10 protein-coding genes and 1 CRISPR repeat array are annotated in these 13203 nt (G+C 53.8%); of the genes, 5 read left to right on the forward strand and 5 right to left on the reverse strand.

Annotated elements, in window-relative coordinates; genetic code table 11:
• The first annotated feature begins 143 nt into the window (after window positions 1–143).
• Window positions 144–444: direct repeats of the CRISPR family, unit length 37 nt; unit sequence GTTCCAGCCAGTGCGCATATCCTAATCAGTTAGAATT.
• A 68-nt stretch (window positions 445–512) separates the two neighbouring features.
• From cas2 to cas9, 3 genes are read right to left on the reverse strand one after another with little or no spacing between them, the layout of a single operon-like run.
• Entirely contained in the window at window positions 513–839 is a 327-nt protein-coding gene (cas2, locus tag VRY85_RS13710; protein WP_414599169.1) for a CRISPR-associated endonuclease Cas2, read from the reverse strand.
• A complete protein-coding gene (cas1, locus tag VRY85_RS13715) occupies window positions 840–1775 on the reverse strand; it encodes a type II CRISPR-associated endonuclease Cas1 (protein ID WP_414599170.1) in 936 nt (311 codons plus the stop codon).
• A 21-nt stretch (window positions 1776–1796) separates the two neighbouring features.
• The gene (cas9, locus tag VRY85_RS13720) at window positions 1797–4862 is read right to left on the reverse strand and encodes a type II CRISPR RNA-guided endonuclease Cas9 (RefSeq protein WP_414599171.1); all 3066 of its coding nucleotides are present in this window, start codon (window positions 4860–4862) and stop codon (window positions 1797–1799) included.
• Window positions 4863–5184: 322 nt separating this feature from the next.
• Between cas9 and VRY85_RS13725 the strand changes: the two genes are divergently transcribed.
• The 5 genes from VRY85_RS13725 to VRY85_RS13745 all read left to right on the forward strand — a co-directional run bounded on the left by VRY85_RS13725 (window position 5185) and on the right by VRY85_RS13745 (window position 10798).
• Complete coding sequence (locus VRY85_RS13725; RefSeq protein ID WP_414599172.1) at window positions 5185–5904, forward strand: response regulator transcription factor; 720 nt, start codon at window positions 5185–5187, stop codon at window positions 5902–5904.
• 38 nt (window positions 5905–5942) lie between these two features.
• Complete coding sequence (locus tag VRY85_RS13730; RefSeq protein WP_414599173.1) at window positions 5943–7007, forward strand: FecR domain-containing protein; 1065 nt, start codon at window positions 5943–5945, stop codon at window positions 7005–7007.
• Between the two features lie 106 nt (window positions 7008–7113).
• Window positions 7114–8967 (forward strand): CHASE2 domain-containing protein, encoded by a 1854-nt coding sequence (locus VRY85_RS13735; RefSeq protein WP_414599230.1) that lies wholly within the window; start codon window positions 7114–7116, stop codon window positions 8965–8967.
• 136 nt (window positions 8968–9103) lie between these two features.
• Window positions 9104–10090, forward strand: a complete 987-nt coding sequence (locus VRY85_RS13740) for a glutathione S-transferase family protein (RefSeq protein ID WP_414599174.1) — start codon at window positions 9104–9106, stop codon at window positions 10088–10090.
• A gap of 9 nt (window positions 10091–10099) precedes the next feature.
• Window positions 10100–10798 carry a pirin family protein gene (locus VRY85_RS13745; protein WP_414599175.1) on the forward strand — a complete coding sequence of 233 codons (699 nt, stop codon included), beginning with the start codon at window positions 10100–10102 and terminating at the stop codon, window positions 10796–10798.
• A 26-nt stretch (window positions 10799–10824) separates the two neighbouring features.
• Here VRY85_RS13745 and VRY85_RS13750 read toward each other — a convergent pair whose 3' ends face one another.
• Together VRY85_RS13750 and VRY85_RS13755 are read right to left on the reverse strand one after the other, a co-directional pair.
• Window positions 10825–11874: an NADP(H)-dependent aldo-keto reductase gene (locus VRY85_RS13750; RefSeq protein WP_414599176.1), complete on the reverse strand. Its 1050-nt coding sequence runs from the start codon at window positions 11872–11874 to the stop codon at window positions 10825–10827.
• 58 nt (window positions 11875–11932) lie between these two features.
• Entirely contained in the window at window positions 11933–13054 is a 1122-nt protein-coding gene (locus VRY85_RS13755; RefSeq protein WP_414599177.1) for a hypothetical protein, read from the reverse strand.
• Window positions 13055–13203 lie beyond the last annotated feature (149 nt).

Genomic DNA, 13203 nt, shown 5'->3' on the forward strand with positions numbered 1-13203 from the left:
TGCGGCGGCATCAATTTCCTGACGGCTTGTTCTTTGAATTCTGGGCTGTAACTGGGCACTTCTTCACTCCGACCGCTCCCTCAAATATTAACGAAAAACGAGCGGACATCTATTGTGACGCAGGGGGGAACGCGCAATGATCAGTTCCAGCCAGTGCGCATATCCTAATCAGTTAGAATTTTCTTGGTACTCATGTCGTAGACGACGCCGTTCCAGCCAGTGCGCATATCCTAATCAGTTAGAATTCAGTGAGATTGTCACCGTTCACCAGGTTGGTTCCAGCCAGTGCGCATATCCTAATCAGTTAGAATTTTCAAGGCGTCAACCGTGCGCATGGAATCGTTCCAGCCAGTGCGCATATCCTAATCAGTTAGAATAACTTCGGCAAGGGCATGGGCCTGAAGGTCGTTCCAGCCAGTGCGCATATCCTAATCAGTTAGAATCCAACCCAAGTAAACCCTTGATTTTAAAGAGTTTACTTGGGTTTCTACTTGCGGTTTTCATGGCATTTTCTAGAACAAGTTGAATTGATCTGGCGCTTTTTGGGAGGGCTGACGCGCCCTTCCCTGGTATGAAATGATGCGTTCATACTGTTTATCAGTAAATTGTATGATGTTTACCTTGCCTCCGGGCGGCAATGCGGCTTCGACATGTTTGCAATAGGTTTCAACCTGCGCAGGCCCGGTGCAAAACCGGACATAAACACTGAACTGGCTCATTTCGAAACCCAGATCCAGCAAGGTATTGCGAAAGTCTGTCGCTGCCTTGCGTTCTTCTTTTTCCAGTACGGGCAAGTCGAACATCACCAGCATCCACATAAGCCGATATCCCGATAGCATTCAGCCATCCTTATCAACCAAAGACGCCGCTAGTGAAAGCGGCAGCCCGGGCAGGGGCAAATCAAGTCTGGAACGCTCGCCCAGATATACCTGGGCCAACGAGGTGGCGACTCGCTGCATGCAGACACTCACGGGTGTGACACCGGTATCCGTCAGCATATCGTCATAGAGCGTGTGAACAAGTGCTCGCTTGGTATCCGGCGTGATCTCGCTCTCACCTCCTTGCTGCAAAAGCCACACTTTAATATCCACCAACGGGCGAAATGGCTCTATCAAGTCATCCACCAGCCTCATAGGGTTGCCTGCATTGCTGTGAAACACCCCGATGCTAGGATGCAGGCCAGCGCCTACCACGGCCCTTGCCGTCGCCGAGCGCAAAATCGTATAGCCATAATTCAGCAAACTATTGAGTCCGCCCGCGCCTTGGTCACGCCTGAAACCAGTACCAAAAAGCAGGCTCCAGTAACGCCTGGCTCCTTGAGCTTCCAGGTTCTCAGGGTCACCGCTTTTCACCTTTCTAGCGAGCGACAGCAACGGCATTGGCGGCTCCCCCACCACTTCCAACACCGCTGCCTGCTGCTCCAGCTTGCTACGTACTATGGAAGCCCAGAGCTGCTTATGTATAGGACGCTTGGCGGTTAACTGTGCTTCTATCCGCCGGGACTGCTCATAATTGCCATCAATCGGCCAAAGCATGCCCACAGGATTATGATTGGCTGCACACAAAACAAAAGGCGCCCCACGTTGCGCCAGCGCCACCAAAAGATTATTGGTGTAGCTCAAGCCATGAGCGTTAGCTATTACTGCTGCGATGTCATCGAGAGGGACTTGCCCCAGCTCCTTTCGCTCACCCTGTGTATCGCGCACCACCATAAAGCCGCGATGAGCGAATAAATGCCGTCTGTCATCTGCGATTTCAACGATGCGCCCTATCATGTGGCCTTCCTTCCTACCTATTTATGGTGTAAACCCTTTATCGGAGAGCCTGCCTGCCGGCGAAATGGTTACTCGCCTTCCCCTGGAGTTCTGTAAGGAGCTTGCCGTTTTCGTCACATAGGAAAATGGGTCATCCTTGTTTCTATTGCGAGCATCAACGTTGGCCTCGTGGACATCAGCCAACAACAATTGACCGCTGCTTTTTATCGTCGCAACCCGCATCGTCCTAACAGCGCCAAGATGCTCCAGCCTGACGGTATCTCCAATTACCAGCCGCATCACCAAAGCGTTACCGCTCAAAGCATGCTTTGGATGTCGCAAACGTTTCCAACCCTCTTCCTTCCCGAGTTCGCGTACCAATTGATAAGCCTGATACGTTGATATGACTTCGCCCTTCCATCGCCCCGACTTCTCATCACGCACGATTTCAAGACAGTAATTGCTATCGCCCTTATAACCTTTGTATGGGCGAAGACTGCCGTCTGGCAAAAAACCATGGCGTGCCGCGGCCTTCGCGCAAGTAATGGGAATTACTTTCAGCTTTTCGGGCTTTCTTTGCCTGACACCGTCCACGATTTTGCGCACCCGCACACAACCACCGGGCAACAATCCATAAGCCGTGTCGTTGTGCATAGCCCTTTCATAGCTATGATCAGGCTTATGGCTGACCCAGATTCCGTTGACCGCCCTTTTCACATGTTGTCTGTAGTTGGGCCAAGGTTCGGGCATAGTCGCTAGAAGCCGCCCTTGATGTTCACGAGCCTGCGCGCTCGTACTGGACATTTTCTGCAAGAGCCGCCGGTCTGTCACACCTACAACACACGCATCAATGGCGTGATGGCGGTGATCCTCGCGATTTTTCTGCCCCTGCCAGCCCAAGATATCTGCATTATTCAGCCCGTAGACGCGCCGCAGTATGCCTGTCAATCTCCCTGGAACCACCCAGGTACCTTGAGGGCATATGCATTCCAGATATTCCTTGGCCATCCGACTTAAGTAGCGGGTGTCATTCAACGCCCTGTCCAGAAAGCCTTTGTCCTCTTTATCCCAGCGGGCCATTCCATCTTGTGCAAACCGATAACGCTTGCGCAAGGGCATTGCTTGCGCACGTTGCAAAATCTCTTCGTAGTTGAAACCCGCAATCGTCTGCTGCCCAAATGCCTCCCAAGGAGTTCTGTTGCCTTTGGCGCGATTAGCCAACCTGAGAGCTACCGTCTTATTATTCAGACTGTCATCGAGCGTTTTGGAAAAAGGCAGAATATGCTCGACTTCCACTTTGTCGCTTAATAACATTTCCAGACTGATCTGCTCACCGCTATATGGGCAGCGCCGCTCAACAGGATCGAAACTCAACTCTTCCCAAAGAATCCTCTTTTCAAGCAGGTCTCGTTTTACTCGATCCTCGCTTATTCCCAATATCTCGGCAATTTCTTGACGATAACGCTTGTTTCTCTTCTGGTTTTCCGCTTGCTCACGCATGGCCTCCAGCTTTTGCTCCCGGGTTTGCTTAAATTCGCGAGCCAATTCAATAACGACTTGGGATGGATGCCCATAACGCCGGATCAACTCGTTGACCACAATACGAACCTGGTTCAGGCCGATATGCACAGTGGGGTTGCTGATTTTTCCTACTCGTTTTTCTTCCGGATCATCAGGGCGGCCTGTACCAAAACCGACATGGCGCTCAAGAACGGTTCCGTAATATGGCAGGCTAGACAGAATTTCTCCGGTAGCGCGCGGCCCCATGTGGCTATGATGCGGAATACCTGAAGCGATCACCGCTTTATCGTAAGTACACACACTCGTCCGGAGCACCGGAAGAATCTGCCGGATGGCCTTTAAACTCAAGCTTCCGTACCCTTCCGGCAACGAAACATTGGCAATCGCTTCCGCCTGATCTTCAGTGACACCCGTGTGCTCACACAACCACGAAATCAGGGCAGATTCGTTTTCTTCTGTCAACAACTGCACGACGATATCATCTTGGAACTCCTCGCTAAACGTCTGCCACACGGCTCCAAAATACTGTTTTCTCGACAAGATATTTCCGGTCGCATTACCTTTGAATTCCTGGCGTTTCGCATCTTCGATATTGAATGTCGCATCGCTGCCCAAACCTGCAGCGGTGCGTAATTGCTTGAAGGTCTTCTTGGCGCTTGCCCCCAGAGCTTTAACCATCGCATCGCGCTGTTCAAGTGTCAGGGTTTGCTCTTTCAGGCCTTCATCAAGCCAGCGCAGGTTATTCACTTCCTGGTATATACGGAACGACTGCACGCTGGGTAAGGCGAGTGGGGCTCGGGGTTCATCCGTATAAAATGTACAACGACCAGGGTCAACCGGCCTTAGTCGCCTTTGAAATAGCAAAATATCTCGCAGCGTTTCCCGAGCATGGTCGTGAAAAAGTTTCGAATTGAGTTCAGCTTGTTTTGCCCATAAAGCATCAAACTCCGCTTCGACCATCGCCCGATCGATATATAAGTCGTAGCTCTTTTCGATCTTTGGCTTACTTGCGGCCGATAACACCCTAGTTTCATTGAAACGGGCTCGTACCGTCTGGCCGTTTTTCATTCGATGGTGCAGCCACTCGCCCACCGTCCTAAAACCGCCCCCTTGCATTGCAGAGCGCACGCCAGAAATTGCGCTCTTCATCACACTGTCATTCTTCTCCGTTTTATCGGTCTTTCGATTGCTCTTGAAACCACGTCGTTGATTAAGGTGAAAAATCGCTCGACCGAATTCATAGGGTTCTAGTGCTCGATCTAGACCTTCGGCGCGCAGTTGATAGGGGTCGAGTATTTCCAGGCTCTTTCGTTCTGTAAGATCTTCTGGGAAAAAGCCATATTGGATCAAGGCGTCGATCAGCTTATTTTTACGCTTCAGCATGCGATCTCGCCGACGCCGCATGGCCCGCGCCGTACGACGGGCCACAGCTAGTGATACACCGTCTTTTGGATTGCGACCATCGGAAAAAATCCGTACCCCAGTCAGAACAACCGCAGTTGGTTGATTGTCAGCCGTCAATCTCAGTACCGCCCAACCGAGAGACGTTGGCCCCAAATCTAACGCCAAACGATAACGAAACGGCATACACCCCCCTTGAGTAGTAATAATTTGTTATGAATTTAGACCGCATCTTGCATTTATTCAAGTAAACCATTACCATACACACCATATCTGATTAGGATATGCGTGCTGGATGCTAACAAGCTGAAAGATCGCACCAAATGGAAAAGCCGCTATACGCGGCTTTTCGTCTTTCTGCCAAGTATAGGTTTTACGACTTCCGTCAACCTCGGCACACCTCTCGCACCCGTTCAAAACAATCAAATTAGTAGGAAAACCTTTCGTCCGGTATCATAAGCGGCGAAAAGCATCACCGATGGCTTAGTAAAAAGAACCACTTCCTGGCATGCATATAGCTTCTGTTGAAGACGACGCCGCGCAAGGCGAACTGCTCCGCTCCATAGTTACAAAAGCTGGCTACGAGTGCACGGTGTATACAACAGGGCGCGAATTTCTGGCCGCGCTGGCAAAGCCCCACCCATACAACTTGCTGCTGATCGACTGGGAGCTTCCCGACATCACAGGCTTTGAGGTGCTGCGCTGGGTCCGCAGCAATCTAGGGCAAAACCTTCCTATTATTTTCGTCACCAACCGAAGTGATGAATCCGACTTAGTCGCCGCCCTACATGCTGGCGCAGACGACTACGTTATCAAGCCTCCGCGGGAGGCCGAGCTGTTGGCCCGTATCCGTACTCTGAGTCGGCGCAGTGCCTCTTTGCCGGTTCAAGACGCGCCTTTTCAGTGCGCGGCTTACTATGTAGAACCGGATAACAATCGCATAGAACTGCGGGGCCGGAAGATAGAACTTGCACCCAAAGAATTCGAACTGGCTTTACTCTTCCTGCGCAACCCTGGCCATCTGTTCTCGCGCGATGTGCTCAGCAGCTCGGTATGGAATCGCGATATCCCGGCGACATCCCGCACAATAGATACCCATCTTTCCAACATCCGTCGCAAGCTCCATTTAAAACCTGAAAATGGCGTGCGGCTCACTGCCTCTTATGCATTGGGCTACCGTCTTGAGCTGTTGAATGACGATGAATCTCCAGCTCACGCCGCTATATGAAGAACCGCACCTTTTTGCCGCGAAACCTGCTCCAATGCATGACTGTGTTCGCATTGGCCGCCACCGGCCCGGCACTGTCTCAACCGATCGGCGCCAATGGCGATGATTTCCTATACCGTGTGATTCAGGGCGATACACTGCTGGAGCTCGCCGGGCGCTACACCACCACCCCTCAAAACTGGCGAGTGCTGCAACAGATCAATCATGTTGCCGATACGTTGAAGCTACCCATTGGCCAGACCCTGCGCATCCCTTTTTCCATAATTCCAGAAGTGCCCGCCCCCGCCAGCGTCGTTCATGCCAGCGGTCAGGTCATGGTGGACGGGCGGCCCGTCAAACAAGGCGAACCGCTTCCTGAAGGCAGCACCCTCACCACAGCGGCCGGCAGTTTTATGGCCTTGCGGCTGACCGACGGCAGTACGGTCACCATACCGGGCAACAGCGCAATCAAGGTTGACCGCCTGCAGGCTTTCAAAGGCACAGGGCTGACAGATACCATTCTGTCGGTAGAAAATGGCTCGATTGAATCCTTGGTTGCGCCGGAGAAAACCGGTGTGGGTCGATTTGAAATCCGCACCCCCGTCGCGATCACCGGCGTGCGCGGCACCCGGCTGCGAGTTCATGCCGGCGACACCGGTGCCCAAACAGAAGTCATTCAAGGTGTTGCCCACCTTGGCGCTAGCCAGTCAGGCCAAGCGATGCTGAAAAGCGGCCAGGGAGTCTCCACAAGTGGAAAGGGTGTCATGGGGCCAGTGAGTGCCTTGCCTGCTGCACCCCATCTATCAAAACCCTTTCGTAGCCCACAAGGCTGGCAGGTAGAGTTCGACCCCGTTCCGGGCGCCGTGGCCTATCTGGTAAGGGTGGCCGATGACCCCGATGGGGCACATCCCCGTTTCAGCCGTCGCTTTGCTACGCCTAGCGAGGTCCGTTTCTCAGCCCATGGCCCTGGTACCCACTATGTATTGGTGCGCGCGATCGACGCCCAGGGGCTCATGGGGCCAGACGCTTCCCACCCCTTCCCTGGGCAAGCTGTGCTATCCACCACCGACGGCAAGCCTGTTGCCACCGGCTACGGTGACCAGGTCTACTTGAGCGACTATTGATCCCATGGCCGCAGGCCCACACGCCGACTCACTTTTTTGGCGCTCGCTTGAAAAGCGAATCCGAACAGAATGGCTGGCGATCACTGTAGCCACTTTGTTGGCAACAGTGCTACTCAGCCTTCACAGTGAAACAACCGGCCTGAGCCGGCTGGATCAAACCTTTTACGATGGCGTCATGCGGGCCAGCACATCCACCGAGGCGCCCGACGATATTGTCATCATCGCCATTGACGACGGCAGCATCGAAGCACTCGGCCACTGGCCCTGGCGCCGCCATGTCCATGCGCAACTGCTTGATCGCCTAAGCCAAGCGCGACGCGTCGGTTTTGATATTGTCTTCAGCGAGCCTAACCTCGATTTTCCGGAAGACGACGCCCTACTGGCTGAGGCCATCAGGCGGCATGGCCGCGTCGTCTTGCCCACCATCATCGTCGATGACTCGGTGGATGGCACCCGCCTTCAAACCCCCATGGCCCCCCTGGCCGACGCCGCCTCCGGGCTGGGCTACATCAATATCTACCCACACAGCGATGGGACGGTGCGCACGCTTACGCTCTCGCACACTCTGCCATCGGGTCAGCAGGCTCACCACTTTTCAGCCGAGATGATGGGAGAAAGCACACCCCCCCCAGGTCAACCCGGCGAGTCTTTTTTAATCCCCTATGCGGGGCCGGCGGGCCATTTCTCTTTTTATCCGTACGCAGCGGTACTTCATGGCGATATACCCGCCGAACACTTCCATGATCGCCTGGTGCTGGTAGGCGCTTGGAGCTCGGGTCTGGGCGACACCTTCCCCACCCCATTGACGCGACATGGTGAAACCATGGCCGGTGTGGAAATCCTGGCTAATGGAATGCTCGCGCTTGAAAACGGGAACTGGATACGCACTATTCCCGCTTGGCTCACTGCCTTGTTGAGTTGTTTGCCGGTTCTTTTGTTATGCCTGGCATTCCGGCGACTCTCGCCACGACACTCTTTACTGGCAACCTTTTTCCTCATTGTGTGCTGGTGTGCTGCGTCGGCGATTTTGCTGTTCGTCGGCCACATCTGGATGCCGGTGACGGCCGGGCTGATCGGTATCGCTCTTGCGTTTCCCTTGTGGAGCTGGCGAAGTCAGGAAGCGTCCTTACAGCACATTGACCAGGAGCTGCTAGCTTTGCAACAGGTCACAGCTTGGGACTCTACACACAGCGAACGCAACGGCGTCGGTGCTTTCTATGACCATTCGCTGCCTACCCGAGTCAGGCGCTTGCATCAGGCAATCGCCCGCTTCCGACATGTGCAACAAAAGCGGGAGGAGACGCTGCGTTTTCTTTCGCACGATATGCGCGCGCCCCAGAGTGCAATTTTGGCGCTCATAGAAATGCAACGGCGTGAGCCTGAATTGCGTAGCGAACGAGAGGTACTGGAACGGATAAAACGCCGGGCCGTAGACACCCTGGAGCTGATGGACGGTTTTGTTCAGGTGGAACGAGCCGAAGTGGTGTCGCTTAACCTAAAAGCCATTGAGTTAAGCGGCTTGCTACACGAAGCGTGCGACAGCCTTTGGGAATTGGCCCACCACCGTAGCATTACCCTCTCGACGGATGATCTACCTGATGAAGCCTGGGTTGAAGGTGATCACAAATTATTGAGCCGGGTGCTGCGCAACCTACTGGATAACGCCATCAAATACAGCCCAGATCACACAGAGATTCGCTGCCGGATTACTCGGGAAGGACAAAGTTGGCGCGTTGCCATCGAAGACCAGGGGTTCGGTATGGCCCCCGAGCAGTTGGAGCGCATCTTCGAGCCCTTTACCCGAGTTACCTCCGCTGCCCCCGATCACCCCAGCGGCGCTGGTTTAGGCTTGGCCTTCGCGCGTACCACGATCTTGCGACACGGAGGCACGATATCTGCCGATAGTCGCGAAGGCAAAGGCTCCACATTCTCCATTATCTTGCCCGCCTTAGACTCCTGATTGTTCCATATATGGAACTATAAACCAGTAAAAACTCTATATAACTTCCTTTTTCATTCCAATAGAATGAACCTATTCATTCATGCAAAAGCCTTCGGAACGAACAAGGCTTTTCGCGTCGACGTAAGGAAAGGATATGGGACTTTTAATAGACGGCAAATGGCATGACCAGTGGTATGACACTGAAAGCACCGGCGGCCGCTTTGTGCGCAGCGACGCTCAGTTTCGCAACTGGGTCACCCCAGATGGCGCGCCTGGCCCCAGCGGCGAAGGCGGATTCAAGGCAGAAGCGGGACGCTACCATTTATATGTTTCACTGGCCTGCCCATGGGCAAACCGCGTACTCATCCTACGCGCCTTGAAGGGGCTGGAAAACATGATCAGCGTATCGGTTGTAAACCCCTATATGGCAGAAAACGGTTGGACCTTCGAGCCCGACCCCGGCGTGGTGGCCGACCCGGTCAACCACGCGCAATACCTGTATCAAGTGTATTTACATGCACAACCAGAATACAGCGGACGAGTTACGGTACCTGTACTCTGGGATTTACAGCGCAATACCATTGTGAGTAACGAATCTGCCGAAATCATCCGCATGCTTAATTCCGCGTTCGATGGCTTAGGCGCCCGTGAAGGCGATTATGCGCCTGCGGAATTGCTGCCCAAGATTGATGCCATCAATGAGGATATCTATGACAGCATTAACAATGGTGTCTACAAAGTGGGATTTTCTACGAGTCAGGAAGTTTATGAGCAGGAAGTCACCAAGCTGTTTGGCGCGCTAGACAGGCTGGAAACTTTGCTGGGCCAACAGCGCTACCTGGTGGGTGAGCGCATTACCGAAGCCGACTGGCGCCTGTTCACGACATTGATTCGTTTCGACGCGGTGTATCACGGCCACTTCAAATGCAACCTGAAGCGACTGGTCGACTACCCCAACCTCTGGAGCTACACCCGCGAGCTATACCAGTGGCCGGGCGTGGCCTCAACGGTCAACTTCGACCACATCAAACAGCATTATTACCGTAGCCACGCGAGCATCAACCCCACCGGCATTGTACCGCTCGGCCCAATACTCGACCTGGAGCGCGCGCCCGATCGCAAAATGGACACAGCAGCCTAGGAGATACACATGCTAGAAATCAGAAAAAGCGAAGATCGCGGCGTCGCCGAACATGGCTGGTTGAGTTCCCGCCACTCGTTTTCATTTGCCAATTATTACGACCCTGAGCACATGGGCTTTGGGCCTTTGCGAGTCATCAATGAAGACCGGGTGCAAGGCGGCGGCGGTTTCGGTGCACACGGCCATAACGACATGGAAATTATCTCCTATGTTCTGGACGGCGCACTGGAGCACAAAGACAGCATGGGCACGGGTTCCGTTATTCGTTACGGCAGTGTGCAGAGAATGAGTGCGGGCAGTGGTGTGATGCACAGCGAATACAACCACTCGCGCACTGAGCCCGTTCATTTTCTGCAGATCTGGATTCTGCCGGACCAGCAAGGCCTGCCACCCAGCTATGAAGAAAAACACTTCGACAGGGCTGCCAAACAAGGGCGATGGTGCTTGATTGCCTCACCGGATGGCCGGGAAGGTTCTGTACGCATCCACCAAGAGGCGGCGTTGTACGCAGCGATACTGGATGGTAACGACACGTTGGATTTCGCGCTTTCCAACGAACGTCGTGGCTACTTGCATGTGGCCCTGGGCGAAGCGACGATCAATGGCATACCGCTAAAGGCGGGCGATGCGCTTAAAGCCACCAACGAAACAAAGATCACGGTGACGGAGGCCAAAAACGCAGAGTTGCTGCTGTTTGACCTGCCTTAAAAAGCGCTTGCCCACCCTAACAGGAATCAGGGCGCCGGATTCGGATACAGCTGGTAAATGGCTTTGATGCCGTCCAGCACTTCTTTCGACAATTTCACGGACATACTGTCGATATTTTCCTTAAGCTGTTCCAGGTTGGTGGCGCCAATCAGGTTGCTTGTGACAAACGGCTGCTGATTCACAAACGCCAAGGCCAACGTAGCAGGAGACAGGCCGTGATCCCGCGCCAGCTTCACATATTCGGTCACCGCAGGTTCCACCTGCGGTTTGGAGTAACGGTCAAATCGCGTATACCGGGTCAGGCGCGCACCTTCGGGCCGCGCACCATTCAGGTATTTGCCCGCCAGCACCCCCATAGCCAGCGGCGAATACGCCAACAGCCCCACCCCATCTAGATGGCTGAACTCCGACAGCCCGTTCTCGTAAATACGATTCAGCAGGTTGTAGGGGTTCTGAATCGAAACGATGCGAGGCATCCCCTTGGTTTCAGCGAACTTTAGATACTGCGCCACCCCCCAGGGAGTTTCATTCGATACGCCAACGTGGCGCACCTTTCCCGCCTTGACGAAATCTTCCAGCACGCCCAGCGTTTCTTCAATCGGCACGGAGCCCGTATCTTCCCGCCAAGGGTAGCCGGGCCGGCCAAATGCAGTCGTGGTTCGATCTGGCCAATGTAACTGGTAGAGATCAAGGTAATCAGTCTGCAAACGCTTCAGGCTTTCATCCAGCGCCGCCGTCATATTTTTTCTATCTAAACGCGTGTTGCCATCGCGAATGTGGCCTGGGCGTTTGGGGTCGGTGCTGGGCCCGGCCACCTTGCTGGCCAGAACAATATCGTTGCGGCGCCCTGTCTTGGCCAGCCACGTACCGATATAAGTTTCAGTCAGGCCCTGAGTTTGTGCTGAAGGCGGCACGGGATACATCTCTGCTGTATCTACAAAGTTAATACCTCGTGATAAAGCGTAATCAAGCTGCTCGTGAGCTTCAGCTTCGGTGTTCTGTTCACCCCACGTCATGGTGCCCAGTCCGATCAGGCTGACTTCAATATCAGTATGACCAAGTTTGCGATATTCCAAGATTCATGCTCCGGTTACGATTGCTAGAAAAACAGGGCGCCGCCCTACTTGCTTATCGTTAATGCGGGTAACGCAAAATTGCTGCAAGGTCGTGGCCACCAGGAATATCTTCCCGTCTGACCCCGAACACCGTTGCACCACTGGCGAACGCCCGAGCGGTGATCTCATCAATCACCCCATACGCTTTAGCGTCATCTGTTTGCACGAAGGATACCTCGCCCGTTTCCTCATCTACAAATCCGGGCACGACGGCATCGATATCGACCAACAAGGTTTGAATAGCACCAAATGTCGCGGCGCGTGCAGCATCGGAAATGTCCGTTGTGGTGCGACGCTGGCCGACACGCTTTTCAAACAGTGCTTTGATGTCTGCGATCTGGCCGGCGTAAGCGTTATCGAGAACGGGCCGTGCCCGGGCCGTCAGTTCAGCTTCCGTCAAGCGATCAGGGCTTTCTGAGATGGTCTCAGCCAATAGATGCGGGTAGGAACAGATTTGCTTGAAGAGGTCTGCCAGTCGCCCGGTTGCCGCCAGAACCAAAGGCGTCTCGCGCCCTGCAAGAATGGGCCGCAGTGCTGAATCAACCAAACGGACATATTGCTGCAACCTGACGTTATGGCCTTCCTTCCCATAGCTGCGGCCGCTGAACACCCGCTCGTCGCTGGGAATCGGGCCAACCGACGACGCCATATCATCGGGCAAGGCTTGTACCTCGATTTCTTTAGCCGGCTGATCGGCATTCATCTCGAACAAGCGCACGGCGTTTTCTGAAAGCGTCAGAATGAAGGCAGCATGGGGAAACGTGACGGCACGGAACAGCGGCTTGAGATGGAACCTGTCAGCCACCTGCACCATAGACGTCAAATCATTTGCGAGCCGATAAGTCCGAATGCTGTCAGGCGTAGCGAAAACAGCCAGACTGCTCGCCTGGAAACGCCAGAATTTATCATCGTCCAGAAGATCATTGAGGTGCCCCAAAAGCGCGGCTAACCGGCGTTTATCGAACCCGGATTTTTCCAGCTGCGCATGCGCTTCTTTGATGAGGTTGCCCAATTGGATCCGCGTTGCCTGAACTTCCTGTGTGACAGGTGTCGTTTTCAAATAGATGGAAACGCATGCATCCGAACGCTGACTAGCCAGCAAAGAAAATTCGTTTCGGGTTGGAATATCAACATAAAGCATAAGAGCTCCCTCATGATTTCTTTTCTACCTATTTCTAGCGAGAAACGGTAGAAATGGTTGTCGGGCCAAAGTTCATGATACTTGATCGAAGTTCTGGAAGAGCTTCCCGGTGTGCCAGAACGCATGCTGCAAGAAAAATTTCCAGCGGA

The organism is Achromobacter sp. F4_2707 (genome assembly GCF_047501535.1).
Taxonomy (GTDB): Bacteria; Pseudomonadota; Gammaproteobacteria; order Burkholderiales; family Burkholderiaceae_B; genus Yanghanlia.

Bases quoted from the DNA above. Each gene is read 5' to 3' on its own strand.
- cas2 (WP_414599169.1), bottom strand. From the start codon at position 839: ATGCTATCGGGATATCGGCTTATGTGGATGCTGGTGATGTTCGACTTG.
- cas1 (WP_414599170.1), bottom strand. From the start codon at position 1,775: ATGATAGGGCGCATCGTTGAAATCGCAGATGACAGACGGCATTTATTC.
- cas9 (WP_414599171.1), bottom strand. From the start codon at position 4,862: ATGCCGTTTCGTTATCGTTTGGCGTTAGATTTGGGGCCAACGTCTCTC.
- VRY85_RS13725 (WP_414599172.1), top strand. From the start codon at position 5,185: ATGCATATAGCTTCTGTTGAAGACGACGCCGCGCAAGGCGAACTGCTC.
- VRY85_RS13730 (WP_414599173.1), top strand. From the start codon at position 5,943: ATGACTGTGTTCGCATTGGCCGCCACCGGCCCGGCACTGTCTCAACCG.
- VRY85_RS13740 (WP_414599174.1), top strand. From the start codon at position 9,104: ATGGGACTTTTAATAGACGGCAAATGGCATGACCAGTGGTATGACACT.
- VRY85_RS13745 (WP_414599175.1), top strand. From the start codon at position 10,100: ATGCTAGAAATCAGAAAAAGCGAAGATCGCGGCGTCGCCGAACATGGC.
- VRY85_RS13755 (WP_414599177.1), bottom strand. From the start codon at position 13,054: ATGCTTTATGTTGATATTCCAACCCGAAACGAATTTTCTTTGCTGGCT.